The sequence below is a fragment of the Thermobifida halotolerans genome (assembly GCF_003574835.2).
Taxonomy (GTDB): domain Bacteria; phylum Actinomycetota; class Actinomycetes; order Streptosporangiales; family Streptosporangiaceae; genus Thermobifida; species Thermobifida halotolerans.
The window spans coordinates 1,472,962-1,498,454 of the sequence record NZ_CP063196.1; the positions used below are offsets into that span (position 1 = coordinate 1,472,962).

Below are 25,493 nucleotides of genomic sequence, written 5' to 3' on the forward strand. Positions count from 1 at the left end.
CCCCAAAAACGGACGGTCTCGACCCTCTGGTCGAGACCGTCCGTTTTTCCTGTTACGCGAAGGGTTAAGAGGTCTGTGATACTGTGAGCCCCGCGAAACTGGCTAATCTCGCATAACTTTTCCTATCTACCTTTGGAGGTGCTCGCTATGCTGCGGGTCTCGCTCACTCTCGAAGCAGTACTGACCTGTGGCTTCCTGCTCTTGGGGGGCATGTTCCTGGTTGTGGCGACCAATCTCATCTCCCTCATCCTCAGATGAGGTGCCCTGGGCACAGCCAGCTTCGCCTGGCTGTGCCCATCCCCACGTGTGTGGGGCTCTCTGGCTGACCAGGCAGCACCTGCTTGGGAGCAGACTACCGGATGGATCATCCGGCACTTGACGCACGGTCCTGTCTTGGAGAAGGGCTGCGTGGAAAGTCCGGCGCGTACCCAATTGATGGGACTTTCTCGCTTTCCCGCACCATCCGCCGCCTGCGGTGCCATTCTTGTCACCGCGGGCGGCTGACGTGCCGCCCATCTGATCGCCTCCGGTCGGCCATGCCCGCCGACCGGTCCGTTTTCCCCGCTGGAGGAGCCATTCCTTCACCACCGTCATTCGAACTGACCACCGAGCCCTGGCTCGTCGCGCGCGGCCGCGGTGCCCGGGCCGCTCCCGAGATGCTGGGGCTGCGCGACGTCCTCGTCCGCTCTCACGAACTCGCCGATGTGGAGGTTCCGCTGCCTCCCGCCTCGGCGGTGCTGTGGCGGGTGCTCGCGCTGGTCACCGCCCGGATCACCGGGCTCGACCAGACCTCCGGCAAGCAGCCGCGGCTGCGGTGGGAGGCCCGCCGCGGCCGGCTCCTCGGCGAGGGCCGACTCGACGCCGAAGCGGTCGACGCGTACTTCGCCGAGCACTCCGGCCGGTTCGACCTGTTCCACCCGGAGCGTCCCTGGTCGCAGGACCCGCGCCTGCGCGAGGAGTGCCCGAAGAGTTCGGGCGTCAACAAGTTGGCGTGGGGGCGCACCGCCGGACAGAACCAGGTGTGGCTCGGCGGCCACCACCACGACCTCGACCCGAGGCCGCTCGACCCGGCCGAGGCCGCCTGGCACCTGCTGGCCACCCTCGGTTACGGGCCGTCGGGCCGCTGCACCGCCCGCAAGGTGTGCGGACGCAGCGAGGCGAACGTCACCTCCGGTCCGCTGCGCGGCACCGTCTCCTACCACCCGCTGGGCCGCACCCTGTTCGAGAGCCTGGTCCTCAACATCCCCTACCCCGGCACCGGTGAGGTCGACCCGGCCCCGTGGGAGCGGCCCGACCTCAACGATCCGCTCGGCATCCCCGAGGAGCCCACCGGACTGGCCGGAACCCTGGTCAACCAGTCCCGGCACGCCGTCCTGCTCCAGCCCTCACCCGACGGTTCCCAGGTGGTGGACGCCTGGGTGACCTGGGCGTGGCGGGAACGCGGCGCCAACCCGCCGCTGGACCCCTACTGCATCCACCAGACCAGCAAGGAGGGGCGGGTCTACCCGCGTCCCACCCAGGCCGAGCGCGCGGTGTGGCGCGACCTCGACTCCCTGCTGCGCCACGGCGAGGACGGCAACCACCGGCCCCGCATCCTGGACGACTGCACGCCCACGTCGCAGGTCCCCCAGGAGACGCGGGACGCGCTGCGGCTGCGCGCCTTCGGTTTCGACCAGGACGGCCAGACCCGCGACAGGCAGTGGTTCACCGCCACCACCCCCGCCGTGCTGCGCTGGCTGGCGGACAGCGAGACCGACGACGTCGAGAACGCCCGCGCCGTGCGCCGCATCGGGCTGGCCCGCAAGGCCGCCGAAGCGCTCGGTTACCGCTTGGAGAAGGCGTTCAAGGAGGCGTGGAAGGAAAGCAACAGTCCCGGTTCTGGTGGTCCCGGCGGTAGCGCCAAGACCGAGACCGGTGTCGGACCGTGGGTCCGGCACGGCATGAGCCGCTACTGGTCGGCGGCCGAACCAGTCTTCTGGGACATCGCCCACGACCGGCCCGCCCGCGGCTACTCACCCGGCGCCGCCGGGCCGGGCAACGCCTTCAACCTGGTGGCGCTGGCCGCCTACGACGAGGTGACCGGGCCCTACTGCGAACGCCCGCGCGTGGCCGAGGTCGTGGAGCGGCACCGCAGCGCCCTGTTCGACCACTGGATCCCGAGACAGGAGAAGGGAGCCGCGTGAACAGCAAGTACGTACTCCACCAGGCTGACGCTCTGGTGCAACGGGTGAGCAAGCTCGTCGTCGAGGACCCGGCGGCACGGGCCGCGCTGCGGCGCGGCGTGGGGCTGGCGCCGGATGATCCGCGCATGCTGGCCGCGCACCGCATCGTCGCGCCCTACGTCCCCGAGGGCAGTGAGGAGGGCCGCCGCGGCCCCGTGGCCGAGTGGGAGGCTCCGGCCGTGGAGCGCGCCTTCTACGCGGTGGCCGCGATCATGGCCGCACAGCCCAGAAGCGCCCGGGACCAGGGAGCACAAGCGCAGGAGGAACGGCGGGACGGAGAAGTCTCCGCCGAGACGCCCTCCGCTGAGGAGGGCAGCGGCGACAGCGCGGCCGAGAAACCGCAGAGGCGCCCCAACCTGGGGGTCTCCCTCGCCGAGGCCGCCTTCGCCAAGGGACTCAACGCCGACACCACCGAGCAGCGCCTGCACCTGCTGGCCCGCCAGAACCTCGACGGGGTCCACCGCCACCTGCCCCGCCTGGTGCTGCACCTGCGCGGCGACGCCGTCGATATCGACTGGGGCGTCCTCACCCGCGACCTGGCCCGCTGGGGCCACAGCCCCCGTCGGGTCGCCAAGGAGTGGGTGCAGAGCTACCACCGCACCCTGGAGACCCTGCGCCGCGAAGCGGCCCGGGCCAAGAACGACACCGCCACCGAGGAGACCGAAGCCGCATGAGCTACCTGGACGTCCACGCCATCCAGACCCTGCCCTACTCCAACGTCAACCGCGACGACCTGGGCTCCCCCAAAACGGTCGTCTACGGCGGCAGGGAGCGCACCCGCGTGTCCAGCCAGAGCTGGAAGCGCGCGGTCCGCCACGAGGTGGAGGCCCGCCTCGGCGACCGGGCGGTCCGCACCCGCCGCATCATCAGCGAGATCGCCGAACGGCTCCGGGAGCGCGGCTGGGAGGCCGACCTCGCCGAGGCCGGAGCCCGCCAGGTCGTGCTGTCGGTCGGCAAGAGCGGCATCAAACTGGAGAAGGAGAAGGAGGGCGAGCCGCCCGCCACCTCCGTCCTGTTCTACCTGCCGGTGCCCGCGATCGACGCACTGGCCGCCATCGCCGAGGAGCACCGCGACGCCGTCGCCAAGGAGGCGGCCAAGAAGACCCCCAAGGGCGTACTGCCCGCCGACCGCATCGCCGAGGTGCTCAGGAGCCGCAACGTCTCGGTCAACCTGTTCGGCCGCATGCTCGCCGAACTGCCCTCCACCGAGGTGGACGGCGCGGTGCAGTTCGCGCACGCGTTCACCGTGCACGGCACCGCCGTGGAGGTCGACTTCTTCACCGCCGTGGACGACGTGCCCAAGGACAACGACCGCGGCAGCGGCCACATGAACGCCGGACAGTTCAGCGCCGGAACGTTCTACCGCTACGCCAACGTCAACCTCGCCCGGCTTCTGGAGAACACCGGCGACGCCGAGGCGGCCCGCACCGCCGTCTCCGAGTTCCTGCGCGCCTTCCTGGCCACCGTGCCGTCGGGCAAGCAGAACGCGACCGCCGCCATGACCCTGCCCGACCTCGTGCACGTCGCCGTGCGCTCCGACCGGCCCGTCTCGTTCGCGCCCGCGTTCGAGACCGCGCTGTACGGCGCCGACGGCTACACCGCCCGCGCCTGCCGGGAGCTGGACGACTACGCCGGTCGGCTCCGCGGGCTGTGGCCCGACGACGCGGTGCGCGGCTACGCGGCGGTGGAGGAGAAGGACTTCGCCGCGCTGGGCGGGCGGCACGACTCCTACCCGGCGCTCATCGAGGCGATGGCCGCGGCGGCCTTCGACGGGGGGCGGGCGTGAGCGGTTTCCTGATGCGGCTGGCCGGGCCCATGCAGAGCTGGGGCGAGCACAGCGCCTTCGGGGAACGCGACACCCTGCCCTACCCGAGCCGGTCCGGCCTGGTCGGCATGTTCGCCGCCGCCCAGGGCGTGCGCCGGGGCGAGTCCCTGGACCGCTACGCGGAGTTGGAGCTCACCGTCCGCGTCGACCGGGCCGGGGTGCGGCTCAGCGACTTCCACACGGTCGGCGGCGGCCTGCCCCGGGAGCGCACCGTGCCCACCGCCGAGGGCAAGCGGCGCCCCGCAGGGCAGACGACCATCGTCACCCGCCGCTCCTACCTGGCCGACGCCGTGTTCACCGTCGCCGTCGCCGGTCCCGGCGCGGGCGAGGTCGCCGACGCGCTGGCCGCGCCGCACTGGCAGCCCTACCTGGGGCGGCGCGCGTTCGTGCCCGATCCGCTGCTGGTGCTGCGCCGCCGCGCCGCCGACCCGGTGCGGGAACTGGTGCAAACGGTGCCGCTGCCCCACCGGAGGTTGGAGGAGGACGCGCAGACCGTGGTCGTGGATCTGGTCCGCGAGCGCGGCGAGTACACCGCCGCGCACGGTACAGCCGTGCTCAGCGACGTTCCCCTGTCCTTCGACAGCCACGGCCGCCGCTACGCCCTGCGGCAGATCGGCGTGGTGCCCACCGAGGTCCCCGCGGCCCTGGTGGCCGAGTCCGAGAGGGACTACCGGAAGAGACTTTTCGAGTACGTCGAACAGCACGCCGGGGAGGCGGCATGACGTGGCTGACCAAGATCGTTCCCGACCTGCGCCACAGCCAGGCGCGGACCGACCTCCGCACGGCCGGGAACCTGCACCGCAAACTGATCCGGCTCTCCGCCGACCTCGGCGAGGAGCGGGTCGCCAACCCCAGCCAGCGGTCGGGCCTGCTGTTCCGGGTCGAGGAGACCCGGGCGGGACTGCACCTGCTGGTACAGAGCCGCTCCCCGCTGCGGCTCGACCGGCTCGGCCCCGGATACCACGACGTCCAGGCGCGTGACCTCGACCCGTTCCTGGCCCGGCTGGAGAAGGGCGGCCACGTCCGCTACCGGATCGTGGCCAGTCCCACCAAACGGCTCGGCAGGTCCGAGCAGAACACGCGGCGGCTCGGCCTGAAGGAGGCGCCCCCGAAGCCGAAGGAGTACACCCGGCCGCTGCGCGGTGCGGAGGCCGACGAGTGGTGGCACATCCGCGCCGCCGCCAACGGACTGGAGTTGCGCAGCGCCTACGCGCACGCGCTCGACGACGCCCGCGACCCCGGCACCGCCCACCGCAGCCGCAGGATCCGGCACCCGGCCGTCCGGTTCGAGGGCAGTGCGGTCGTCACCGACGTCGACGCGGTGCGCGCGGCCGTGCTCAACGGCATCGGACGCGGCAAGTCGTACGGCTGCGGACTGCTCAGCCTCGCCCTGGTCGAGGAGTGAGATGGGCGCCGACAACGCCCGCAAGGCACTGGCCCGTCCCACCCTGGCGATGCTGCCGCGCGTGTCGGACGGGCTGTCCTTCCTGTCCGTCGACATCTGCCGGGTGGTGCAGACCGACACCGGCGTGTGCGCGGAGATCGAGACCGACGCCGGGGGCGTGCACCGCGTCCCCATCCCCACGGCGTCGCTGGCGTGCGTCCTGCTGGGGCCGGGCACCTCGATCACCAGTCCGGCCTCGGCCACCTTCATGCGGCACAACACCACGGTCGTGAACTGCGGCGCGGGAGGCATCCTCAACTACGGGAGCTTTCCCGCGCCCAACCGGACCACGAAGTGGATCGACCGGCAGGCCCGCGCCTACTCCGACGACGAGCGGCGCCTGGAGATCGCCACCCGGATGTACGAGATGCGGTTCGGAGAGGAGCCGCCTCCGGGGACGCCGGTCGAAAGGCTGCGGCAGTTCGAGGGGGCCCGCATGAAGGCCCTCTACCGGAGCCTGGCGGCCAAGAACCGGGTGAAGCCGTTCAAACGCAACTACGACCCGCACGACTGGGACGGCCAGGACCCCGTCAACAAGGCGCTGTCGGCGGGCAACGCGGCCCTGTACGGGGTGGTGCACTCGGTGCTCGCCCACCTGGGCTGCCATCCCGCACTCGGGTTCGTCCACTCCGGCAAGCAGGATTCCTTCGTCTACGACGTCGCCGACCTCTACAAGGCGAAGACCACCATTCCGCTCGCCTTCTCCCTGAGCAGGGCGCGGAACCCGGAAGGTGAGGCACGCTCCCGGCTCCGCCGGGACCTGAGGCTCTACCGCCTGATCCCGCAGATCGTCCGGGACGTGCAGAGCCTGCTCGCGCCGGACTCCCCGGAGGAGGCCGGCGCCGAGGAGGAGCCGACGGGGTCGGGGGGTCCGTGGCGGGTCGTCGACCTGTGGGATCCGGTGGCCGGAGCCGTCGCCGGGGGCGTGAACTACGCGGACCGCGCCGCGGACGGCGAGGAGTCCTGATGGCCAGGCTCGTGGTGATCGCGACGACAGCCGTTCCCGACCACGTGCGGGGCGCGCTGTCCCGGTGGATGCTCGAACCGGTCGCGGGCGTGTACGTGGGCACGATGAGCGCCCGTGTCCGGGACGAGCTGTGGTCGGCGGTGAGCGCGTCGGTCGGCGACGGAGCCGCCGTGTGCGTCCATCCTGACGACAACGAGCAGGGCTTCAGCATGCGCACGGCGGGGGAACGCCGCCGGACAACCATCGATTTCGACGGACTCCAACTGGTCCGACTGTCAGCTCTGGAGGAGCCGGAACAGCAGATGCCACTGATCCCGGAGGGGTGGTAACGCGGAGATAACGTCCCACAAAAACGCAGGTCATCAACTGTGAGCCCCACGCACGTGGGGATGGACCGACCGCCCGCACCGGCCCCGGGGTCGGCGCCTAGTGAGCCCCACGCACGTGGGGATGGACCGTCCGTGCTGGTGCTGACGTTGACGGTGACGAAGTGAGCCCCACGCACGTGGGGATGGACCGATGTAGGTGGCGCCCTTACCGCTGGCGACCAGGTGAGCCCCACGCACGTGGGGATGGACCGGTGCGCGGCAAGATGAGCGACATCGCCGGAACGTGAGCCCCACGCACGTGGGGATGGACCGCCCACCACCGACACCCCCGACCGCGACACCGCGTGAGCCCCACGCACGTGGGGATGGACCGCTTTGGCGAGCTTGAGGCGCTTGAACCGCTTGGTGAGCCCCACGTGCGTGGGGATGGACCAGGATGGAACGCCACCATACGGGTCGCGGTCACGTGAGCCCCACGCACGTGGGGATGGACCGATGTCCTTCGCCGCAGCCTCAGCAGTGCGCCGGTGAGCCCCACGCACGTGGGGATGGACCGCGGACGGCTGGACGTGGGGACCCCGCAAGGACGTGAGCCCCACGCACGTGGGGATGGACCGCGCCACACGCCCGCCCGTATGAGGACATCACCGTGAGCCCCACGCACGTGGGGATGGACCGGACTACAGGAATGCGGGGCGACCCGGAGCCGGGTACGAGTCGGCGGGTCTGTTGGGCCGTTGAAGACGGTCAGGGCTGGCGGGACGGTGAATGCGGCCGGGGTCGTCAACGTTGGTGGGGGTCGCGGTCAGCCTCCGTGTGCCGTGATGGCGTAGCCCTCGGGGCCGGTGAAGGTGAACGTGCGACCGAAGGGACTGTCCCGCGGCGGGCTGATGATGGGCACCCCGGCGGTGGCGAGTCGGTCGTGCAGTTCCTGGGCGTCCGTGGTGCGGAACCACAGGGCCACCCCGAGGCCGGGCCGCGCGGCGCCGTCGAGGTCCACTCCGGGCAGCGGTTCGCGGACGGCGAACGGGATCGGCTCGGTGGCGAACACCACCGCGTCGGGAGGCGAGGCGGGCGCCCTCCGCAGTCCGAGGTGCTGTTCGCAGAAGGCGGCCGCTGCTTCGACATCGCGCACCTGGAGCGCGACGAAGTCAGGGCCGTCGACGGTGGCCGTCATGGTTCTCTCCTTGACCTGTTGATGTCAGGACTTTGACATGTGGACTGTACTCGCGGCGACTTCCTATGTCAAAATCCTGACATGGAAGACCGGAAGCCCGTGGACCCGCCCCACCCCGCTCAGGACATCACCGAGCACGTGGGGTACCGACTCAAGCGCTCCGCCGCGGCGCTGCGCGGCGCCATGGACAGGGCACTGCGCGAGCACGGCCTGACGGTGCCGCAGTACGCGTGCCTCGAACTCCTCGACCAGCACCCCGGACTGTCCAACGCCGAACTCGCCCGCGGCGCGTTCGTCACACGGCAGTCCATGAACGTCGTCCTCCGCGGCCTCCAGGACGCGGGCCTGATCTCCCGGCCCGCCACCACCGACCACGGCCGCGCCCTTCCCGCGCACCTCACCGCAGAGGGCCGCAGCCGTCTCGACGCAGCCCGGTCCGCCGTCTACGCCATCGAACGGCACATGGTCGACGCGATCCCGCGGCGGCGTCTGGCCGCACTCCTCGCCGACCTCGACCGCATGGCCGAAGCCCTCGGCGGCTGACCCGCTGGCCCACCGCGGTCGACCGCGTTTCGGGGTGGGGCCCGCGGCCCCTGCGGACCTGCGAGTCGGTCCGTCGTGGTCCCGGGCACCGGGTGCCCGGGACCACGAGAACCCGGGGGCGGCTCAGGGGCCCCACCCTCCGGGGACCCGGTCGCCCGGTTTCCCACGCACATGGGGACCGGGACCGGTGGGACGTCAGCCGCTCCTGCTTCCGGGCGGCGGGCACGGGTCACCAGGCTCCGAAGGTGGCTCCTCCGTCGGTGGAGCGGGTCACGTGGTGGTCGGCGGCGACGACGAGCTGGTCGGCGTCGGCGTGCAGCGCCTGCGGTTCCCCGCCGACCTCCCCGGTCGCGGTCCAGGTGGTTCCGCCGTCGTCGCTGCGGTGGATCCGCCCGTCGGCGCTCACCCCGTAGACGGAGTCCGTGCCCGGCGCCCAGTCGACGAGGAGCAGCGGCGGGGAGTCCGCCACGGGAGCGAAGCTCTCCCCGCCGTCGTCCGAGCGCATCGGTCCCCGGGGGGTCGTGGCCACGACGGTGGCGCCGTCGTCGGATACGGCCAGGGAGAACGGTTCGACCGCGCTGTCGAGTTCCGTCCACGTGACGCCGTCCTCGGTGGCGCGCAGCCGACCGTCGAAACCGATCACGCGGTCCGGGGTGGCGGCCAGGGCGTGGAAGTCCGACTCGCCCGCGCGGGACAGCGGTTCCCAGCTCTGGCCGCCGTCACGGGACTCGACCAGGCCGACCGGGTCGGGCAGGTCCACGCCGGGGCCGGGGTGTCCGCTGGCCACGAGCCGTCCGGGCTCGGCGACGGCGAAGCCCATCAGGTCGATCGCGGGACCGACCCGCTCCACCGACGCCCCGCCGTCCGCCGTGCTGTCCGGAGCCGAGACGCGCACCAGGCCGGAATGGGTGGCCACCAGGACGTCGCCGGTGGCGGGGTCGACGTCCACGCCGTGGACGTGGGCGGCCTCCGCGGGCAGCGGGACTCCCGCCGCCGGGGAGCCGGGGGTCTGGGAGGGGGCGGCGCCGGAGTCCGCGGTGGTGCAGCCGCTCGACAGGGCGACGGCCGCGGCCAGCCCCGCGAGTCCCACCGGTGTCCGGAGTTTCTGTGCCGTGTACTTCATGTCTTCTCGCAGCTCTCGCCGTTGGGTGGGATCTGTGCCGGGAGGGGCCGCGGGCGCCGGAGCATCCGGCGCCCGCGGCCGACGGTCAGTGACCGCCGTGGCCCGTGCCGCTCCTGGCGGAGCCGTCGCCGAGCAGGGCGTTCATCTGCTCGATCTCGGCCTCCTGGGCGTCGGTGATCGCCTGGGCGAGTTGTCGGGCCTCGGGGTTGACACCGTCGGCGAGTTCCTGTTCGGCCATCTCGACCGCGCCCTCGTGGTGGGCGACCATCATCTCCAGGAACATCGTGTCGAAGGCGTCGCCCTCCAGGTTCTCCAACTCGGCCATCTGCTCGTCGGTCATCATGCCGGGCATGCCGTGGTCCATGTGCGGCATGTCGTCCATGCCGTTCACGCTCTGCTGGCCCCAGGACTCCAGCAGGGCGTTCATCTGCTCGATCTCGGGGTCCTGGGCGGCCTCGATCCGCGCGGCCAGCTCTTTGACGTCCGCACCGGCGCGGTCCTCGGCCAGCCGCGCCATCTCCACGGCCTGCCGGTGGTGCGGGATCATCATCTGCGCGAACATCACGTCGGCGCTGTTGAACTCGGCTTCGGTGGCCTGTTCGGAGGTCTGCGGGACCGCAGCGGCGTCCGTCTCCTGGCCGGTGGTGCAGGCGGACAGCAGCAGGGCCGCGGCGACGGCGGCCGGGGCCAACAGGGACGCGCGGACACGGGTGGTCATGGTCATGGTCATGGGTGATCTGTCCTTCTCAGGCGGGCGTCCGCCACGGCGACGGGACGCCGGGGCGGCGAAAGGTGAACGGGTCGGTACCGGGCGTGGCGGCGTGCGGACGCCGTGCCGCCCGGGAGGGGCCTCTAGACCCGTAACACCTGAAGACGCGCCAGAGAGGGAGGTTGCGGCGGCGGGGCGAAGCGCAGCGCCAGCCGGTGCAGCCAGGACGGGGGCGGCGCGAGAACGCCGGGCCAGGCCAGGAACGCCACCGAGGCCAGGGACAGCAGCGCCACCACGGCCCCGTTGACGGCCAGGCACATCGACGTCGGATCGGTGCCGGGCAGGTCGGGGGCCTGGTGCGCGGACGGCGCGGAGTGCGCGACCGCCGCCACGGCCGGGGAAGCGGCCCCGTGGTCGGAGCCGTCGTGGTGTCCGAGGGTGTGCATGGCGCCGACCCCGAACAGCAGGGCGACCAACAGCAGCAGGCGCGCCCAGGTCAGTCCCGGGTGGGAGACGCGCTCGCGTGCCGTGGTGCTCACGGGAACAGGATACGGGCGGTCCCGGGTGGGACGCCTCCCGGTCGGGGAGGATGTCGCGTACGTCTCGGTCGAGGGCGGGCGCGGCGCCGTACCGGCGGGGCAGGCGGCCGCCGGTACGGCGCGGGGTCACCCGGCGCGGCCCGCGTCCGCGGGGCCGCGCTCCCCGACCTCCGGGGCCAGGGCCTGCCCGAGCCAGTCGCCGAACAGGGCGATGTCGACGCCGTCGAGGCGGCGGAGTCTGACACCGGCCATCCGCCGGGAGTGAGCCGTCCCGAGGGATCCCACCTCCCGGTGCCCGCCGCAGTCAGTCCCCGCCGGAGGCCCTCCGCCCGTGCGGGCGGAGCGGCAGGAGGATGACGAGCAGGAGCACCCCCATGGCCAGGGGGCGCGCGGATTCGGCGAGGACCTTCATCAGGACGGGGAGCACGGCCGCCCCCAGGCCCGTCCGGACACCGGAGCAGGAGTCCAGTGCCCGGCCGACCGCGCCCCGCACGCCCCCGGTGCCCGGCTCGGAGGAGCGCCCGCCGAGTCGGGGGAGCTTCCCGCGTTCGTCCAGGGCGAGGAACAGCAGGACGCCCATGAGCGCCCAGACGCAGTACCAGAGGGGAGCCGACCGCAGGAGGAGGACCCCGGGAAGGGCGACGAGCAGCGCGAGCGGAAGCAGCACGAGAAGACCGGGAAGCTTCTCCGAGAAGGTGTCGGACCGCTCGGGGCGGTGGGGCTCGGTCATGCCGTCGTTGTCTCCTCGCCGTGTCCGCGGTGCACACTACCGCGCGGCGCGGTCCGCCCGCTCACCGTTCTCCCGACCGCGAAGCCCCGGGCGTCGGGGCGCGTGCGGTGCGGTCGGTGGACCGCCGCGACCGGCGCCGGAGTAGGGTCGGCAACCGGGCCGGCCGGTGGCCGCACCCTCCGGGGCCCGCCACCGGGACTCCCCAACCCCGAGGAGACGGCGATGCCGGTCATCTATCTCGTCCGCCACGGCCAGGCCTCCTACGGCACCAGCCACTACGACGTGCTGTCCGACCTGGGCCGCCGCCAGGCGGAGGTCGTCGGCGCGGAACTGGCCCGGCGCGGACTCCGCTCCCCGCTCGTGGTCTGCGGCACCCTGCGACGGCAGCGCGACACCGCCGAGACCCTGATGGGGGCCGCCGGGCTGCCCGGGCGGCCGCGGACCGATCCCCGGTGGAACGAGTACGACCACGTCGACATCGTCGCCCGCCACGGTCCCGCGCCGGACCGGGAGCCGGTGGACTCCCGCGGTTGGCAACCGCTGCTCGACCACGCGCTGCGGGCGTGGATCGAGGACGGCGACGAGGACGGTTGGCACCGGTTCTCCACGGGCGCCGCCGCCGCGCTCGACGAACTGGTGACTGGTCTCGGCCCGGGACGCGACGCGGTCGTGGTGACCTCGGGCGGGGTGCTGGCGGCGCTGTGCGCGGGGCTGCTGTCGATGCCCGCGGAGGGGGTCGTGGCGCTCAACCGGGTCGCCGTCAACGCGGCGATCACCACCGTCACCGCGGGCGGCTCCGGAGCGCACCTGCTGTCCTTCAACGACCACGCGCACTTCACCGGGGAGCGGCGGGCACTCCTCACCTACCGGTGACACCGGCGTGCGGCCGCCGCCAGGCCGCGCGCCGGTAGGCTGAGACGCCGGTGGACCACCAGAACGGACAAACAGGGGGCAGGCCGTGGCCACTCAGAAGGAGCGCATGCTCGCCGGTGAGCTGTACCTCGCCGACGACCCGGAGTTGGCCGCCGACGCCCTGCGCGCGGCCAAGCTGATGGAGAAGTTCAACGCCTCCCCGGCCGAGGATCCGGAGGGGCGGCGCGCGGTCCTCGCCGAACTGCTGGGCGAACTCGGTGAGGGCGTGGAGATCCGGCCTCCGCTGTACGTGGACTACGGCTACAACATCAGCATCGGGCCGCGCACGTTTGTCAACTTCGGCGCGGTCCTGCTCGACGTGGGCGGGATCCGCGTCGGCGCTGATGTCCAGATCGGCCCCAACGTGCAACTGCTCACCCCCACCCATCCGGTCGACCCCGAGCCGCGGCGGGCCAAGTGGGAGGCGGCCGAGCCGATCACCGTCGGCGACAACGTCTGGCTCGGCGGCGGCGTCATCGTCTGCCCGGGTGTGACCATCGGCGACAACACCGTGGTGGGCGCGGGGGCGGTCGTCACCCGCGACCTCCCGGCCAACGTGGTGGCGGTCGGCAACCCGGCCCGCGTCGTCCGGGAGATCTGAGCGTGCTCCACGGGGCCTGCGGCCGGGCGGGGCGCCGCTGCGGTCGCAGGCCCCGCGGTCAGTGCAGCAGTTTGAGGCCGACGATGCCGCTGACGATGAGCAGCAGGCAGCAGATCCGCGCCACGCTCACCGCCTCGCCGAGCCACACCATGCCGACGACGGCGGTGCCCACCGCGCCGACGCCCACCCACACCGCGTAGCCGGTGCCCACAGGGATGGAGCGCAGCGCCAACGCCAGGCCGCCCATGCTCAGCACCATGCCGACGAGGAAGACCACCGTGGGCCACAGCCGGGTGAACCCGCGCGACGCGTCCAGCGCCACCGCCCACACGGTTTCCAGCAGTCCCGACAGGACAAGAAGAAGCCAGGCCATCTCCGCCTCCGAATCGCAGGAAGTGCCGCGCCGTCTTGTCCTGACCGGGTACGGCGCACCTCGTCCGGGGCCGAGGCCCACGACCTCGCCGCCATAGAGACTAACGGGGCCGCGCGGGCCGTGGTTTCCGCTCCGGCTGCCGGCTGCCCGGTGGGGAACGAGTCGGGCGGCCGGTGGCGGGCGCCGCCGGTGTCAGGAGGCGTGGCCCTCCAGGACGCGGTGGTCGGGCAGTTCGACGGCGTTGGCGGCGCGCTGGATGCCGCCGCCGAGTCGGGCGACGACCGGAAGCAGTGCGGCCAGGCGCATCATCTGGTCGCGCAGCCAGATGCGGGCGCGGGTGGCGGGGACGAGGATGCCTCCCCCGGAGGAGACCAGCGCCTGGTTCTGCGCCACGTAGCCGCGCATCCGCTGCTCGTAGCGGGTGAACGCGGCGCGGTGGTCGCCGTCGGCCGCGGCGAGTTCGCACGCGAGCACGTAGGCGCCCACCAGCGCCAGACTGGTGCCCTGTCCCGACAGCGGTGAGGGGCAGTGCGCGGCGTCGCCGACGAGTACCGTGCGCCCCCGCGACCAGTGGTCCATGCGGATCTGGCTGATGGAGTCGAAGTAGAAGTCCGTGGTGTCCGCCAGGTGCCGCAGCAGCCGCGGCGCCTCCCAGCCCACGTCGGCGAAGACGGTGCGCAGGATCTGCTTGTGGGCGGCGGTGTCGCGGTGGTCGAAGGGGATCTCCCGGCGGGAGGAGAACGCGAGGATCGCCTGGGCCCTCGGGTTCGGTCCCGCGGCGGTCTCCTCGCCGGGGCCCGGTGGTTCGACGCGGCCGGTGTGGGGTGCGGCGCTGTAGAGGCCGGCGAGCCGCCCCGGGGTGTTGTGCAGCATCGCCTCGCGGTCCAGGCCCAGGTGGTTGGGCACGCCGAAGATGGAGATGTAGTTTCCCAGGTCGCGGCGGAAGCGCTCCTCGGGGCCGAAGGCGATCCGGCGGACGGTGGAGTGCAGGCCGTCCGCGCCGACCACGAGGCCGAAGGTGCGCGGTGCGGCGTTCTCGAAGGTGACGTGCACGCCGTCGGGGGTCTCCTCCAGTGCGGTGACCGAGTCGTCGAAGACGTACTCGACGTCGTGCTCGGTCGCGGCGTACAGGATGCGGCTGAGGTGGCCGCGCATCAGTTCGGCGTCCCTGGCGGCGGTGTCGTCGCCCAGTCGGGCGACGTCGAGGGTGGCGCGGCGGTGTCCGTCGGCGCCCACCACGGATAGGGCGCGCATGCCGGTGCGGGCGCGGCGGATCTGCGGCAGCAGGCCCATCCGGTCGGCGACCTCGACGGCGGCGCCGCGGACGTCGATGGCGTAGCCGCCGTCGCGCAGCCGTGGGGCGCGCTCGACGACGGTGGGGGTGAAGCCGAGTCGGCGCAGCCAGTAGGCCAGGGCGGGACCGGCGATGCTCGCGCCGGAGACGAGGATGGTGCGGTCGGTGGAGGTCAAGGGTCCGCCTTCTTCTCGGGCGTGGTGTCCACGGCGGGCGCGGCCGGGTGGTCGCGCGGCCCGCGCCGTGGACCGCTCCCCATCCAGCGTAGGAGATCTCCTTGCCGGGCGGCAAGTAAATTACCGGCCGGCCGGTCTGCGATAGGGTTGGTCCCGGCCGGACCGCAGACGAGGAGGAACGGGCGTGGTGAGGCAGCAGACCGACACCCGGGCGCAGATCCGCGCGGTCGCCCTGGAGCTCTTCTCCGAGAAGGGGTACGAGAAGACCAGCCTGCGCGAGATCGCCGAGCGCCTCGGTATCACCAAGGCCGCGCTGTACTACCACTTCCCGTCCAAGGTGGACCTGCTGCGCGAACTGGTGCAGCCGATGGTCGACGACGTCGCCGCGCTGCTCGACGCGGTGGAGCGGGCGGGCGGGACCGACCCGCGCCGGTTCCTGGCCGACTACTTCGACGTCATCGCCCGCAACCGCACGGTGTTCATGGTGCTGATCAACGACATCGGCGCGCTGGGCCAACTCGACCTGGTACCCGAGATCTTCCGCTGGCGCGGCCGGGTCCAGTCCGTTCTGGTCGGCCCCGACGCCGCCCCGGGGGACGCCGCCCGCGTCACGGTCGCCCTGGGCGGCCTGCAGGACGCCGCGCTCCTCCTCGCCGCAGACCACGTCGCCGAGGTCCGCGCCGCCGCCGTCGACGCCGCCCACCGCGCGCTGACGCCCTGACCCTCCGGCCCGGGGCCGCCGTCAGGTCGGGGGCCGCCAGCCCAGTATCCCGTCCGTGGCGGTGAGCAGCAGGTCCGGATCGAGCCGCCCGCCCAGCGCCATCGCCGTGTCGCGCAGCCGGACCGCCAGCGGGTGGCGCGCCTTCGTGGCCCGGCACACCGAGGCGGAGCGGCGCACGATCCGCGTGGTCCGGGGCAGCCGGGCGGCGGTGTAGGCGGCCGGGCCGTCCGGCCGGTCGGCCAGGTGGGCGAGGACGACCGCGTCCTCGACCGCCTGGCACGCCCCCTGTCCGAGGTAGGGGGTCATGGCGTGCGCGGCGTCGCCGAGCAGCGCGATCCTGCCCCGGTGGAAGGCGGGCAGCGGCCGGGACAGCGAGTACACGTCGGTGCGCAGGATGCGCGCCGGGTCGGCGGCCTCCAGCAGCCGGGGGATCGGGTCGTGCCAGTCCCCGAACAGCCGGAGCAGTTCGGCCCGCTCGTCCGCGCTGCGGCCGCCCGCGGGCACGGTGTCGGTGCCGTAGCAGTACACCAGGTCCCCCGCGAGTGGCAGCACGCCGAAGACCCGGCCCGCGCCCCAGCTCTCGGCCGCCGGGCACGGCAGGCCGTCGCGCGGAACCAGCATGCGCCAGCTCGTCACGCCCGCGTAGGCGGGACCGGGGTGGTCGGGGAACAGGGCCCGGCGGATCGCGGAGTGGATGCCGTCGGCCGCCACCACCAGGTCGGCGTCGAGGTCGCCCGCGCTGGTGGTCACCCGCCCGCTGTCCGGATCGGCGGAGTGCACCGTGGTGCCCGGCCGCAGCGTGCCGGGGGTGAGGCGTTCGGCGAGCAGGCCGACGAGGGCGGCGCGGGTCAGCGGCACGGGCGGGTCGCCGTGGCGCGCGGCGGCACGCTCCGCGCAGACGCGGACCAGCCAGCGTCCGTCCCGCCTCCTGATCCCCGCCTGCCCCCTGACCGCGGACAGTTCGCGCACCGCGTCACCGACGCCGAGAACGTCCAGGGCCTTCAGCGCGTTGGCCGCCACGGCCAGCCCCGCGCCGACGGGGTCCAGTGAGGGAGCCCGTTCGCAGACGGTCACCGTCCAGCCTCTCCGCTGCAGCGCCAGCGCCGCCGCCAGTCCGCCGACTCCGCCGCCGATCACCACCGCGTGGGACATGCCCCCTCCTTCACTACGAACGTAGTGAAAACTACTACAGAAGTAGTGACACTGCAACTGTAGTATTCGACCGTGAGACGAGCCGAGGTCATCGCGGAGGCGGCCATCGCCCTGCTGGTCGAACGGGGGATGCGCGGACTCACGCACCGCGCGGTGGACGAGGCGGCGGGCCTGCCGCCCGGATCCACCTCCAACCTGGCCCGCACCCGGGCCGCCCTGCTGGAGCTGACCCTGGCCCACCTCACCGAGCGGGAGGCGGCCCTGCTCACCCCGCTGCTGGCCGACGGCCCGCCCGTCGACGCCGACACGCTCGCCGAACTGCTGGCGCGTCTGGCACACCTGCAGCTCACCGCCGGACACGACCGCACCGTCGCCCGCTACGAACTGGCGCTGGAGGCCACCCGCCGCCCCGAACTGCGGGAGATCTACGACCGCGCCGGGCGGCGCTTCCGGGAGGCCGCCGCCGCCGTGCTCGCCGCCGCGGGCTCCTCCGACCCCGTGCGGCACGGCCACCGGCTCGTGGCCTTCGTGGAGGGACTGCTGTTCGACGCGGTCGCCGGAGCGGGAGCCGAGCCGACTCCGGAGGACCTGCGGACCGGTCTGCGCGAACTGCTGAGAGGAATGCTCGGCTGACCGAAACGCTTTGTGGAAAGCGTCGACCGGCCCCGGTCCGAAGCGGTCGGCTTTTGCGGCCGCGTGTCTTCTGCTCGAATCCCCGGAAGTGCGCGGGACCGGCTTTCGGCACCGGTTCGGCCGGGAGGCCGGGTGTTTCCCGTACCCGGGGGAGGCGGCCCCGTGGGCGCCGGGCCGCGAGAGAAGGCGCGCGCTCCTGCCGGGTGCGGAGGGGGAGGGGCCGGGAAAAGCGGGGATCTGTATTTTCCTGCGGGGATCGTCTGCTGTTTTGTGCACTCCTTAACGCGAGGACAGGCAAAGTGACGCAGAACACGGTGGACTCCCGGAAATGGCGCCTCGGGAGAAGAAGGGTTCGGATAGATTGGCCGCAATTGCAACGTCACTCCTCCAGATGAACGGAGAACCGCCATGGCGCGAAAGGCCCGGGTGCTTCTCGTTGACGACATTGACGGAGGTGAGGCCGGACAGACCGTCTCGTTCGGTCTCGACGGTTTCGCCTACGAGATCGACCTCAGCGACGCCAACGCCGCCCGGCTCCGCGAGGCGCTCGCCCCCTTCGTCACCGTCGCCCGCAAGGCTGCAACCCGGCGCGGCCCGACCGCCGGACGCACCGGGTCCGCGCGGGACCGGAGCGCCGACATCCGGGCCTGGGCCAGGGCCCAGGGCAGGCCGGTCAGCGACCGGGGACGCATCTCCCAGGCGATCATCGACGAGTACCACGCCGCCCAGCGCTGACCGCCGGGACCGGGACGCGCCCGATCCCGACGGTCAGGCCACCGGGCCGCTCACCGTCCGCTCCCGCCCCGTTCGGCGGTGACCAGCGCGTAGGAGGTGGCCCCGTCCAGGGACTCGCCGACGATGTCGGCGTGTCCGGCGTGGCGGGCGGCCTCCCCGACCAGGTGCAGCAGGATCCGGCACGGACTCCCCGGCGACCAGTTCGGCGACCCGGTGGTGCTCGACCAGCCGGGCCGGGGTGAGTTCGCTGGCGTTGGGGTGCGACCGGGCCCGCGCGTCGGTGAGTCCGCGCACCGCCCGCCGCACCGCCGCCCGATGCTCGTCGAGGAAGGAGAGCAGCGCGCCGCGTTCGTCGGTGACCTCACGTACCAGGGGCGGCATGTCGGTTCCTCTCGTCGTGGCGCCGCCGGTCCCGTCCGGACCGGGGAACACCACCGAACCCGGACACTGGTGCGGTCGCTTTCTGTCCGCGACAGCGGGCGTATCCGGCCGGTTCCCCCGTGCCACACAGGACCGGGGCGGCCGCCGGACCTCACGCGTCAGGCGCGGGCAGCACCGTGCTCAACCAGTCGGCGGGGCGGGGACGCCGCCGCCACTCCCGCGGGTAGCCGACCGAGACCTCCTGGAAACGGACCCCGTCGTGGCGGGTGATGCGGGGGATGTGCAGGTGGCCGTAGACCACGGCGACGGCGTTGAACCTGAGGTGCCAGTCGGCGGTGCGCTCGGTTCCGCACCACTGCGCGAACTCGGGATGGCGCAGGATCCGCGTGGGATCGCGCACCAGCGGATAGTGGTCGACCAGCACCGTCGGCCGCTCGTGCGCGACCTCGGCCAGGCGCCGCTCGGTGTAGGCCAGCCGCGCGTGGCACCACGCCTCCCGGGAGGGGTACGGATCGGGGTGCAGCAGGAACTCGTCGGTGCACACCACGCCGGTCTCGTAGGCGCGGGCCAGCCCCTCCTCCTTGGAGGAGGTCCCCGGCGGATGGAACGAGTAGTCGTACAGTGTGAACAGCGGGGCCACGGTGACCGGGCCGCCGTCGCCCTCCCAGATCGGATAGGGGTCCTCCGGCGTCACCACGCCGAGGCTCCGGCACAGCCCCACCAGGTGCTCGTAGCGGGCCACCCCGCGCGGCCCGTCCGGATCGCCGCGGGGCGTCCACAGTTCGTGGTTGCCCGGCGTCCACACCACCTTCGCGAAGCGCGCGGCCAGCGTCCGCAGCGTCCGCGCGACGTCGTCCGCCTTCTCGGCGACGTCCCCGACCACCAGCAGCCAGTCGGCGTCCGAGCCGGGCCGCAGCGACTCGGCGATCCCCCGGTTCTCGGCGTAGGAGACGTGCAGGTCGCTCACTGCCAGCAGGCGGGGGGAACGGCTCATGTCGACGTCACCGCGCTCCTGTCTCGTCGCTCCGCCCCGCGTTCCGGGAACGGTCCCGGCGCAGGATAACAAGCGACCCCCGACGGCACGGACGCGACTTGCCCCGCGGGACTGGCGTTTCCGAAAACCTCTGACTAAGGTCAGAGAATGGATGTCGCACTGATCGAACAGGTGCGGCGGTTCAACCGGACCGTCACCCAGCGAATCGGCGCCCTCGACGACGCCTACCTCTCCCGCGGCCGCCCCCTCGGGCAGGCCCGCGTGCTGTGGGAGATCGGACCCGAGGGACGCGAGGTGCGCGCCCTCCGCTCCCGCCTGGACCTGGACTCCGGCCACCTGAGCCGACTGCTCGGCGCCCTGCGGGCCGACGGACTCGTCGTGGTCGAACCGGACCGCGCCGACGGCCGGGTGCGCCGGGCGCGGCTCACCCCGGCGGGCCGCGCGGAGCGGGCCGAACTGGACCGGCTCTCCGACGAACTGGCCGCCTCGATCCTCCGCCCGCTCAACGGCCGCCAGCGCGCCCGGCTGGTCTCCGCCATGGCCGAGGTCGAGCGCCTCCTCCTCGCCTCCATGGTCGACGTCGCCGTCACCGACCCGCGCCACCCGCACGCCCGCCACTGCCTGCGCTCCTACTTCGCCGAACTGGCGCGCCGGTTCGACCACGGCTTCGACCCCGCCCGCAGCATCTCCGCCGACGACGAGGAGCTGACCCCGCCCGCCGGGCTGCTGCTGGTCGCCACCCTGCACGGCGACCCCGTCGGCTGCGGCGCGCTCAAACTCCACCCGGACGGCCACGCGGAGGTCAAACGCATGTGGACCGCCCCCGCCGTGCGCGGACTGGGACTGGGGCGGCGGCTGCTCGCCGAACTCGAGTCCCGCGCGGCCGCCCACGGCGTCCACACCCTGCGCCTGGAGACCAACCGCGCCCTGGTCGAGGCGGTCGGGCTCTACCGCGCGGCCGGATACCGCGAGGTGGCCGCGTTCAACGACGAGCCCTACGCCGACCACTGGTTCGACAAGTCCCTTGCTCCCGACAGTTCCCGACGAAGCGAGTAGAGAGGAAGCCGAATGGATCCCGAGAGGCTGCGACGGCGGTTCGCGACGCTGACCACCGCCCACCTGGCGGACGCGTGCCTGCGCGCCCGCGTCCCGGTGCGCTGCGCGCCCGCCGCCCTGCGGGCCGCGAACCCCGGCGACCGCCTGGCCGGGCGGGTGGCCCCGGCGCGGCACGCCGGCAGCGTCGACGTGTTCCTGGAGGCGTTCGAGCACGCCGGACCCGGCGACGTGCTGGTGGTCGACAACGGCGGGCGGCTCGACGAGAGCTGCGTCGGCGACCTGGTGGTCCTGGAGGCCCGCGCCGCCGGACTCACCGGGGTGGCCATCTGGGGGCTGCACCGCGACACCGCCGACATCCGCGCGATCGGCCTGCCGGTCTTCAGCATGGGGTCGCTGCCCACCGGCCCGCAGCGACTCGACCCCCAGCCTCCCGACGCCCTGGAGCGCGCCACCGTGGGGGAGTGGACCGTGGACCGCACCGACCTGGTCCTGGGCGACGACGACGGCGTGCTGTTCGTCCCGGCCGACCGCGCCGAGGAGCTCCTCACCCTGGCGGAGGCGATCCGCGACACCGAGCGCCGCCAGGCCGACCGCATCCGCGAAGGCGTCTCCCTGCGCGCCCAGGTGCGTTTCGCCGACTACCTCGCCCGGCGCCGCGAGGAGCCCTCCCTCACCTTCCGCGACCACCTGCGCGCCGTGGGCGGAGCCGTCGAGGAGTGACGGTCCGGGGCGTCACCACTGTGCGGCGGCGGTCCAGGCGCCGTCCCGCGGCCGAATCGACGACGGTCAGCCCGGTCCCGGTGATCTCCTGGCCTGCCGGGACGGCCATGCCGTAGAGCGCAGGGGGCGGCGCCGTGGCGGTCATCCGGTTTCTCCGGCACCCGGCCCCACCGCGGCCGCCGCCACCCGGCCGAGACGGTGTACCCGATCCGGAAAAGGACGTCCACGGGAAACGGAGGGAGAGACGCGCCTTTGCGGTCCTTTCGGAAAACGGAACCGCCGCACGCGGTCACGGGGTTCTCCCACCGGATCGGCAACCGAACGCGAGTCCACTACTATGGGATTCCCGAAATGGGCGGGAGGCGACCGTGCATCTCCTCTTCTGGTATCTCCTCTGTTTCTTCTCCGTCCTGTTCGCGCTCCGAATCGTGACGCGCCTGGTCCTCATCCGGGCAGGGCACTACGACTACGAGTGCCAGAGGCGGTACGGCCGGTTCGCGGTCTTCGCGATCCATGACACGTTGTTCTCGGCGCGGAGGAAGCTGTGGGAAGCGCGGAGGAACCTGGAGTCCCTGTACCTGATCGGCTGGCGAACCCACCGCGGCGGCGGGAGGTCCGCGGCGGCCTCCGACTTCCACGAGACGCGGTCGACGCTCCTCGCGCAGTGCGCCGAAGCGACACGTGAGGCCCTGACGGTCGCGGAGAACGGGCGCCGCTTCGTCCACACCCGAAGGGTGCTCAACAGAACGGTCCTGCTCAGCCTGCTGGCGAATCTCGTGGTTCTGCTGCTCTTCTCCCCTCTGCCTCCCGCGTAGCGGGGCGGGGAGAGAAGGGGGCGGGACGTGATGCGGCATGACCGCGAAGACCCGTCGACCAAGGGACAGGAATGGACACGGTATCGCTTCCGGTGATTCTGCTCGGGGTCTTCGTCCTTTCGGGGGCCACCCTTGTCTACTCGCTGGAGGGGCTGTGGAGTGATCCCAGAAGCACCGCCCGGGGTTTCGCCGCGAACAGAATCGACCGGCGGCGGGTGCTGAGGATGGCGGAGATCCTCGCGGAGGAGGCCAAGGCCGTCGAGCCGGGGACGGGTAGGGAGGAGCCGGGGCTCTCCCCCGAGCGGAGGAGGGAGCTGGACGAATTGGGACTGGTGCAGGAGACCGGACTCTCCGACGACGAGATCCAACCGGACCTGCGGGCGCGCAGGGCCGTCTTCGTGGTGGACGTCTCGTTTGCCGTGCTCGCCGTCATCGGGATGGCCGCCTCGGTTGTCGGGGCGGTCGCCGCCCTCGTCTGAGGGCTGTTCCGCTGCTCGTGGCCAGAGGACCCGGGGGTCGCCGCGGGCGGCCGTCACCGCGTTCCGGACGGCCCTGGTCCACGAAGTGGCCGATGAGGTGGTCGGCGACCTCACCGAGGTGTTCGCCGACGATGACCGCGCCGGAGCGCCGGTCGAGGGGGTGGAGTGGGTCTTGGTGACGGTCTCGATCAGGTCGTCGAGTCGGACGGGCTGGTCCATGCGAACGGGATCTGCCATGCGTCAACCTCAGGTTGACGAAACCGGAGCGCCAACCTGACGTTGACGGACGTGCGGGGTGGCGTGCGGGCGACGGGCCTCGCGATTGGACGGGCCTCCTCCGGGAAGCCGTGCCAGAGAATCCGCGGCGCCGCTCTTCGACCCCCGGAGTGGCACGCCGACACGACAGACGCACGGAGGCAGTCATGAACGGTCCCGAGTTCGGCGCTCCGACCGGTGGTGTTCCCGCCCAGCGGGGGCAGCGGCTGGTCGCGAGTTTTCCCACCTACGTCGACGCCCAGCGGCTGGTGGACGAGATGTCCGACCAGGGATTCCCCGTGGAGCACCTGCGCATCATCGGCGACGGCGTGCGCACGGTGGAGCAGGTCACCGGACGGATGACCAAGGGCAGGGCCGCGCTGGTCGGAGCCGGGGCCGGCGCCTGGTTCGGCCTGTTCATCGGCCTGCTGTTCGGCCTGTTCGCGGTCGGTCCGGCGTGGCTGTGGGTGCTCCTGGTCAGCGTGGCCGTCGGTGCGCTCTGGGGCGCGATCTTCGGTTTCGTCGCCCACTGGGCGACCCGGGGCCAGCGCGACTTCTCCAGTGTCCACACCCTGCAGGCGGAGCGCTACGACGTCTACGTCGACGCCTCCCACGCCGGAGAGGCGGAGCGCTTCCGCCAGGAGGCCAATCTGTAGGACCGCCGCCGCGTCGCACGGCGGCACCACCTCCCGGGCGCGCCCGGGAGAGCGGGGAGGGTCAGCGGTAGGCGGTGGGTCCGGCGCTGCTCCTCCCGGAGGTCGAACGCGCGGCTCCTCCGGGGCGAGGGGTCCGGCGCCGCCGACGGAGCGGGAGCCGAGAACAGGTCCCACGCTGCCGCCACCGAGCAGAGCGGTCCTTCGGAAAGCGGAATCGCTGGAGGGGCGGGCGGAGCGCCGCCCCGCTCCGTCTCCGGGGGGGAGTGGGGCTTCGGGTGTGGGATGGTCGGATGGTGACCGCCCCGGTCCGGCCGGGGACCAGAAGAGAACGCCACTTCCGCAAAATGGAAACCGAATGGCTGCTCCGACTGCTCCGTACGCCGTCAACCGCTCGGTCCTGCTGACGGACCTGCCCCTCCTCGGACGCCCCGCGGTGGCCGGAGCGGCCGGATTCGACGGTGCCGAGTTCTGGCGGCCCCGGCCGGGCCGACGTCGACTCCCCGGAGAGGAAGACCGCAACCGTGACCCGCATCGCCTTCATCGGACTGGGCATCATGGGCAGTCCCATGGCCGTCCACCTGCAGAACGCCGGAAACCAGGTCATCGGCTACAACCGCACCCGCGCCAAGACCGGACCGCTGGTCGAGGCGGGTGGAACCGCGGCGGCGAGCGTCGCCGAGGCCGTCGCCGACGTTGACGTCGTCGCGCTCATGGTCACCGACACCCCCGACGTCACCGAGATCCTCACCGGTGAGGCAGGGGTCTTCGAGACCGCCGGGCCCGGCACCCTCGTCATCGACTTCTCCACCATCCGCCCCGACGCCACCGCCGAACTCGCCGCACAGGCCCGGGACAAGGGCCTGCGCATGGTCGACGCCCCGGTCTCCGGCGGCGAGGCGGGCGCCCGCAACGCCGCACTGTCCATCATGGTCGGCGGCACCGAGGAGGACTTCGCCGCGGCCCGGCCCGTCCTCGACGTCGTCGGCAGCACCATCGTGCACGTCGGCCCCAGCGGTTCCGGCCAGACCGTCAAGGCCGCCAACCAGCTCATCGTGGCGGGCGCCATCGGCGTGCTGGCCGAGGCGATCGTCTTCCTGGAGGCCTACGGGGTGGACACCGAGGCCGCGATCCGGGTTCTGAGCGGCGGGCTCGCGGCCTCCGCCATCATGGACCACAAGGCCGCCAACATGCTCGACCGCTCCTTCGAGCCGGGATTCCGCCTCGACCTGCACCACAAGGACCTCGGCATCGTCACCTCCGCCGCCCGCGAGGCCGGTGTGGCCATCCCGCTCGGCGCCACCGCGGCCCAGCTCATGGCCGCGGCCCGCGCGAACGGCGACGGCGACCTCGACCACTCCGCGCTCTTTCGCACCATCGCCCGGCTCTCGGGCCGCCGGTCCTGATCCACTCTCCGGAGGCGGCCACGGCTCCAGTCGACGACAGGACAGCCGTGGTGGACACCGCGGTCGCCTCCGGATACCACCAGCCGATGAGTGCGGGTGACGGCAGTGGTCTGCTGGAGATCAGTGAAGTGCTGCACTCCGCCAGAGCGAAGCCGATAGACGCAAAGAGGTGTCTGCTCCTCCTGCGCCGGTTCGGCCACAGAGAGGAGTGGTGGTCGCACATCCCGAGCGGATCACGGTCGACGAGGCCGGTGCCAGGGTGTCCGAGCAGTGTGCCGGTGCGACACGTGAGATCCGGAAGGTGGCGGAGAGCGGGCGCCGTCTCTGCGATTCTCGGAGCGTATCCACCAGGAAAGCCATGGGAAGCCTGGCCTTCGACGTCCTCGTCCTGGGTCTGGTTGCCCTCCTCGTTCTCTTCTGAAGCCCCGTGGGATTGGGGAGGAAGGATCATTCCGACGGTGGCCGCGGGTGGTTGCCTTTGCGAGTCCTGTCGCACTTCTTCCTGTTCCCGCTTCTGGGTCGGGTCAGT

The 25,493-nt window shown here is 72.5% G+C and carries 31 protein-coding genes, 1 pseudogene, 1 CRISPR repeat array and 1 riboswitch; of the genes and pseudogenes, 20 read left to right on the top strand and 12 right to left on the bottom strand.

Annotation, left to right across the window (positions count from 1 at the left end; genetic code table 11):
• Positions 1-536 precede the first annotated feature (536 nt).
• The 7 genes from casA to cas2e are packed head-to-tail and all read left to right on the top strand — an operon-like array spanning position 537 to position 6,787.
• A complete protein-coding gene (casA, locus tag NI17_RS06505) occupies positions 537-2,183 on the top strand; it encodes a type I-E CRISPR-associated protein Cse1/CasA (RefSeq protein WP_119267791.1) in 1,647 nt (548 codons plus the stop codon).
• Positions 2,180-2,896, top strand: coding sequence for a type I-E CRISPR-associated protein Cse2/CasB (casB, locus tag NI17_RS06510; protein ID WP_068692849.1), 717 nt, complete (start codon positions 2,180-2,182; stop codon positions 2,894-2,896). The genes casA and casB overlap by 4 nt, the downstream gene beginning before the upstream one ends.
• On the top strand, positions 2,893-4,008 hold the full coding sequence (cas7e, locus tag NI17_RS06515; protein WP_068692850.1) for a type I-E CRISPR-associated protein Cas7/Cse4/CasC: 1,116 nt from the start codon (positions 2,893-2,895) through the stop codon (positions 4,006-4,008). The genes casB and cas7e overlap by 4 nt, the downstream gene beginning before the upstream one ends.
• Positions 4,005-4,769: a type I-E CRISPR-associated protein Cas5/CasD gene (cas5e, locus tag NI17_RS06520; RefSeq protein ID WP_068692851.1), complete on the top strand. Its 765-nt coding sequence runs from the start codon at positions 4,005-4,007 to the stop codon at positions 4,767-4,769. The genes cas7e and cas5e overlap by 4 nt, the downstream gene beginning before the upstream one ends.
• A complete protein-coding gene (gene cas6e / locus NI17_RS06525; RefSeq protein WP_068692852.1) occupies positions 4,766-5,452 on the top strand; it encodes a type I-E CRISPR-associated protein Cas6/Cse3/CasE in 687 nt (228 codons plus the stop codon). Before cas5e ends, cas6e begins: the two co-directional genes overlap by 4 nt.
• Position 5,453: 1 nt before the next feature.
• Entirely contained in the window at positions 5,454-6,458 is a 1,005-nt protein-coding gene (cas1e, locus tag NI17_RS06530) for a type I-E CRISPR-associated endonuclease Cas1e (protein WP_068692853.1), read from the top strand.
• Entirely contained in the window at positions 6,458-6,787 is a 330-nt protein-coding gene (cas2e, locus tag NI17_RS06535) for a type I-E CRISPR-associated endoribonuclease Cas2e (RefSeq protein ID WP_068692854.1), read from the top strand. The genes cas1e and cas2e overlap by 1 nt, the downstream gene beginning before the upstream one ends.
• A 39-nt stretch (positions 6,788-6,826) precedes the next feature.
• Positions 6,827-7,465: a CRISPR direct-repeat array (repeat unit 29 nt; unit sequence GTGAGCCCCACGCACGTGGGGATGGACCG).
• A 127-nt stretch (positions 7,466-7,592) separates the two neighbouring features.
• On the opposite strand, the gene NI17_RS06540 is transcribed toward cas2e, so the two are convergent.
• A complete protein-coding gene (locus NI17_RS06540; protein ID WP_068692855.1) occupies positions 7,593-7,964 on the bottom strand; it encodes a VOC family protein in 372 nt (123 codons plus the stop codon).
• 81 nt (positions 7,965-8,045) lie between these two features.
• On the opposite strand from NI17_RS06540, the gene NI17_RS06545 reads away from it, so the two are divergent.
• The gene (locus NI17_RS06545; RefSeq protein WP_068692856.1) at positions 8,046-8,507 is read left to right on the top strand and encodes a MarR family winged helix-turn-helix transcriptional regulator; all 462 of its coding nucleotides are present in this window, start codon (positions 8,046-8,048) and stop codon (positions 8,505-8,507) included.
• Between the two features lie 229 nt (positions 8,508-8,736).
• Here the strand turns inward: NI17_RS06545 and NI17_RS06550 are convergent, their stop codons facing one another.
• The 5 genes from NI17_RS06550 to NI17_RS06565 form a co-directional block, all read right to left on the bottom strand.
• The gene (locus NI17_RS06550) at positions 8,737-9,630 is read right to left on the bottom strand and encodes a F510_1955 family glycosylhydrolase (RefSeq protein ID WP_119267792.1); all 894 of its coding nucleotides are present in this window, start codon (positions 9,628-9,630) and stop codon (positions 8,737-8,739) included.
• A gap of 85 nt (positions 9,631-9,715) precedes the next feature.
• Positions 9,716-10,360 carry a DUF305 domain-containing protein gene (locus tag NI17_RS06555; protein ID WP_394326769.1) on the bottom strand — a complete coding sequence of 215 codons (645 nt, stop codon included), beginning with the start codon at positions 10,358-10,360 and terminating at the stop codon, positions 9,716-9,718.
• Between the two features lie 122 nt (positions 10,361-10,482).
• Entirely contained in the window at positions 10,483-10,878 is a 396-nt protein-coding gene (locus NI17_RS06560; protein WP_068692857.1) for a DUF6153 family protein, read from the bottom strand.
• Between the two features lie 126 nt (positions 10,879-11,004).
• Positions 11,005-11,130 (bottom strand): hypothetical protein, encoded by a 126-nt coding sequence (locus NI17_RS24385; protein WP_279395515.1) that lies wholly within the window; start codon positions 11,128-11,130, stop codon positions 11,005-11,007.
• Between the two features lie 52 nt (positions 11,131-11,182).
• The gene (locus NI17_RS06565) at positions 11,183-11,608 is read right to left on the bottom strand and encodes a hypothetical protein (RefSeq protein ID WP_068692858.1); all 426 of its coding nucleotides are present in this window, start codon (positions 11,606-11,608) and stop codon (positions 11,183-11,185) included.
• A 222-nt stretch (positions 11,609-11,830) separates the two neighbouring features.
• Here NI17_RS06565 and NI17_RS06570 point away from each other — a divergent pair, with 222 nt between their 5' ends.
• Together NI17_RS06570 and NI17_RS06575 are read left to right on the top strand one after the other, a co-directional pair.
• Positions 11,831-12,481, top strand: coding sequence for a histidine phosphatase family protein (locus tag NI17_RS06570; RefSeq protein WP_068692859.1), 651 nt, complete (start codon positions 11,831-11,833; stop codon positions 12,479-12,481).
• A gap of 106 nt (positions 12,482-12,587) precedes the next feature.
• Positions 12,588-13,121: a sugar O-acetyltransferase gene (locus tag NI17_RS06575; protein WP_068692860.1), complete on the top strand. Its 534-nt coding sequence runs from the start codon at positions 12,588-12,590 to the stop codon at positions 13,119-13,121.
• 58 nt (positions 13,122-13,179) lie between these two features.
• On the opposite strand, the gene NI17_RS06580 is transcribed toward NI17_RS06575, so the two are convergent.
• Together NI17_RS06580 and NI17_RS06585 are read right to left on the bottom strand one after the other, a co-directional pair.
• Entirely contained in the window at positions 13,180-13,494 is a 315-nt protein-coding gene (locus NI17_RS06580) for a DMT family transporter (protein WP_068692861.1), read from the bottom strand.
• Between the two features lie 24 nt (positions 13,495-13,518).
• Positions 13,519-13,583: riboswitch (guanidine-III (ykkC-III) riboswitch) on the bottom strand.
• Between the two features lie 103 nt (positions 13,584-13,686).
• Complete coding sequence (locus NI17_RS06585) at positions 13,687-14,964, bottom strand: FAD-dependent monooxygenase (protein WP_068692862.1); 1,278 nt, start codon at positions 14,962-14,964, stop codon at positions 13,687-13,689.
• Between the two features lie 187 nt (positions 14,965-15,151).
• Here NI17_RS06585 and NI17_RS06590 point away from each other — a divergent pair, with 187 nt between their 5' ends.
• Complete coding sequence (locus NI17_RS06590; protein ID WP_234402046.1) at positions 15,152-15,685, top strand: TetR/AcrR family transcriptional regulator; 534 nt, start codon at positions 15,152-15,154, stop codon at positions 15,683-15,685.
• A gap of 21 nt (positions 15,686-15,706) precedes the next feature.
• On the opposite strand, the gene NI17_RS06595 is transcribed toward NI17_RS06590, so the two are convergent.
• Positions 15,707-16,837, bottom strand: coding sequence for an FAD-dependent oxidoreductase (locus tag NI17_RS06595; RefSeq protein ID WP_068692864.1), 1,131 nt, complete (start codon positions 16,835-16,837; stop codon positions 15,707-15,709).
• Between the two features lie 72 nt (positions 16,838-16,909).
• On the opposite strand from NI17_RS06595, the gene NI17_RS06600 reads away from it, so the two are divergent.
• Both NI17_RS06600 and NI17_RS06605 read left to right on the top strand, forming a co-directional pair.
• Entirely contained in the window at positions 16,910-17,470 is a 561-nt protein-coding gene (locus NI17_RS06600; RefSeq protein ID WP_068692865.1) for a TetR/AcrR family transcriptional regulator, read from the top strand.
• A 408-nt stretch (positions 17,471-17,878) separates the two neighbouring features.
• The gene (locus NI17_RS06605; RefSeq protein WP_068692866.1) at positions 17,879-18,205 is read left to right on the top strand and encodes a histone-like nucleoid-structuring protein Lsr2; all 327 of its coding nucleotides are present in this window, start codon (positions 17,879-17,881) and stop codon (positions 18,203-18,205) included.
• A 50-nt stretch (positions 18,206-18,255) separates the two neighbouring features.
• Here the strand turns inward: NI17_RS06605 and NI17_RS24790 are convergent, their stop codons facing one another.
• The 3 genes and pseudogenes from NI17_RS24790 to NI17_RS06615 all read right to left on the bottom strand — a co-directional run bounded on the left by NI17_RS24790 (position 18,256) and on the right by NI17_RS06615 (position 19,580).
• The gene (locus NI17_RS24790; protein WP_455569273.1) at positions 18,256-18,381 is read right to left on the bottom strand and encodes a mycothiol transferase; all 126 of its coding nucleotides are present in this window, start codon (positions 18,379-18,381) and stop codon (positions 18,256-18,258) included.
• A gap of 34 nt (positions 18,382-18,415) precedes the next feature.
• Positions 18,416-18,586: pseudogene (locus tag NI17_RS24630) on the bottom strand (mycothiol transferase); the annotation flags it as partial.
• Positions 18,587-18,737: 151 nt separating this feature from the next.
• Complete coding sequence (locus NI17_RS06615; RefSeq protein ID WP_068692867.1) at positions 18,738-19,580, bottom strand: metallophosphoesterase family protein; 843 nt, start codon at positions 19,578-19,580, stop codon at positions 18,738-18,740.
• A gap of 147 nt (positions 19,581-19,727) precedes the next feature.
• On the opposite strand from NI17_RS06615, the gene NI17_RS06620 reads away from it, so the two are divergent.
• The 7 genes from NI17_RS06620 to NI17_RS06650 all read left to right on the top strand — a co-directional run bounded on the left by NI17_RS06620 (position 19,728) and on the right by NI17_RS06650 (position 25,385).
• Positions 19,728-20,636, top strand: coding sequence for a bifunctional helix-turn-helix transcriptional regulator/GNAT family N-acetyltransferase (locus NI17_RS06620; RefSeq protein ID WP_068692868.1), 909 nt, complete (start codon positions 19,728-19,730; stop codon positions 20,634-20,636).
• Positions 20,637-20,648: 12 nt separating this feature from the next.
• Entirely contained in the window at positions 20,649-21,356 is a 708-nt protein-coding gene (locus NI17_RS06625) for an RraA family protein (protein ID WP_068692869.1), read from the top strand.
• A gap of 368 nt (positions 21,357-21,724) precedes the next feature.
• The gene (locus tag NI17_RS06630) at positions 21,725-22,171 is read left to right on the top strand and encodes a hypothetical protein (RefSeq protein ID WP_068692870.1); all 447 of its coding nucleotides are present in this window, start codon (positions 21,725-21,727) and stop codon (positions 22,169-22,171) included.
• A gap of 71 nt (positions 22,172-22,242) precedes the next feature.
• Positions 22,243-22,650 carry a hypothetical protein gene (locus NI17_RS06635; protein ID WP_068692871.1) on the top strand — a complete coding sequence of 136 codons (408 nt, stop codon included), beginning with the start codon at positions 22,243-22,245 and terminating at the stop codon, positions 22,648-22,650.
• Positions 22,651-23,072: 422 nt separating this feature from the next.
• The gene (locus tag NI17_RS06640; RefSeq protein ID WP_068692873.1) at positions 23,073-23,561 is read left to right on the top strand and encodes a YflT domain-containing protein; all 489 of its coding nucleotides are present in this window, start codon (positions 23,073-23,075) and stop codon (positions 23,559-23,561) included.
• A gap of 521 nt (positions 23,562-24,082) precedes the next feature.
• Positions 24,083-24,964 (top strand): 2-hydroxy-3-oxopropionate reductase, encoded by an 882-nt coding sequence (locus NI17_RS06645; RefSeq protein WP_068692874.1) that lies wholly within the window; start codon positions 24,083-24,085, stop codon positions 24,962-24,964.
• A gap of 211 nt (positions 24,965-25,175) precedes the next feature.
• Positions 25,176-25,385 carry a hypothetical protein gene (locus NI17_RS06650; RefSeq protein WP_068692875.1) on the top strand — a complete coding sequence of 70 codons (210 nt, stop codon included), beginning with the start codon at positions 25,176-25,178 and terminating at the stop codon, positions 25,383-25,385.
• Positions 25,386-25,493 lie beyond the last annotated feature (108 nt).

Bases quoted from the DNA above. Each gene is read 5' to 3' on its own strand.
- cas6e (WP_068692852.1), top strand. From the start codon at position 4,766: ATGACGTGGCTGACCAAGATCGTTCCCGACCTGCGCCACAGCCAGGCG.
- cas1e (WP_068692853.1), top strand. From the start codon at position 5,454: ATGGGCGCCGACAACGCCCGCAAGGCACTGGCCCGTCCCACCCTGGCG.
- NI17_RS06565 (WP_068692858.1), bottom strand. From the start codon at position 11,608: ATGACCGAGCCCCACCGCCCCGAGCGGTCCGACACCTTCTCGGAGAAG.
- cas7e (WP_068692850.1), top strand. From the start codon at position 2,893: ATGAGCTACCTGGACGTCCACGCCATCCAGACCCTGCCCTACTCCAAC.
- casA (WP_119267791.1), top strand. From the start codon at position 537: ATGCCCGCCGACCGGTCCGTTTTCCCCGCTGGAGGAGCCATTCCTTCA.
- NI17_RS06635 (WP_068692871.1), top strand. From the start codon at position 22,243: ATGGACACGGTATCGCTTCCGGTGATTCTGCTCGGGGTCTTCGTCCTT.
- NI17_RS06570 (WP_068692859.1), top strand. From the start codon at position 11,831: ATGCCGGTCATCTATCTCGTCCGCCACGGCCAGGCCTCCTACGGCACC.
- NI17_RS06625 (WP_068692869.1), top strand. From the start codon at position 20,649: ATGGATCCCGAGAGGCTGCGACGGCGGTTCGCGACGCTGACCACCGCC.
- NI17_RS06555 (WP_394326769.1), bottom strand. From the start codon at position 10,360: ATGACCATGACCATGACCACCCGTGTCCGCGCGTCCCTGTTGGCCCCG.
- NI17_RS06620 (WP_068692868.1), top strand. From the start codon at position 19,728: ATGGATGTCGCACTGATCGAACAGGTGCGGCGGTTCAACCGGACCGTC.
- NI17_RS06580 (WP_068692861.1), bottom strand. From the start codon at position 13,494: ATGGCCTGGCTTCTTCTTGTCCTGTCGGGACTGCTGGAAACCGTGTGG.
- NI17_RS24385 (WP_279395515.1), bottom strand. From the start codon at position 11,130: ATGGCCGGTGTCAGACTCCGCCGCCTCGACGGCGTCGACATCGCCCTG.
- cas2e (WP_068692854.1), top strand. From the start codon at position 6,458: ATGGCCAGGCTCGTGGTGATCGCGACGACAGCCGTTCCCGACCACGTG.
- NI17_RS06545 (WP_068692856.1), top strand. From the start codon at position 8,046: ATGGAAGACCGGAAGCCCGTGGACCCGCCCCACCCCGCTCAGGACATC.
- NI17_RS06640 (WP_068692873.1), top strand. From the start codon at position 23,073: ATGAACGGTCCCGAGTTCGGCGCTCCGACCGGTGGTGTTCCCGCCCAG.
- NI17_RS06575 (WP_068692860.1), top strand. From the start codon at position 12,588: ATGCTCGCCGGTGAGCTGTACCTCGCCGACGACCCGGAGTTGGCCGCC.
- NI17_RS06615 (WP_068692867.1), bottom strand. From the start codon at position 19,580: ATGAGCCGTTCCCCCCGCCTGCTGGCAGTGAGCGACCTGCACGTCTCC.
- NI17_RS06550 (WP_119267792.1), bottom strand. From the start codon at position 9,630: ATGAAGTACACGGCACAGAAACTCCGGACACCGGTGGGACTCGCGGGG.
- NI17_RS06595 (WP_068692864.1), bottom strand. From the start codon at position 16,837: ATGTCCCACGCGGTGGTGATCGGCGGCGGAGTCGGCGGACTGGCGGCG.
- NI17_RS06540 (WP_068692855.1), bottom strand. From the start codon at position 7,964: ATGACGGCCACCGTCGACGGCCCTGACTTCGTCGCGCTCCAGGTGCGC.
- NI17_RS06605 (WP_068692866.1), top strand. From the start codon at position 17,879: ATGGCGCGAAAGGCCCGGGTGCTTCTCGTTGACGACATTGACGGAGGT.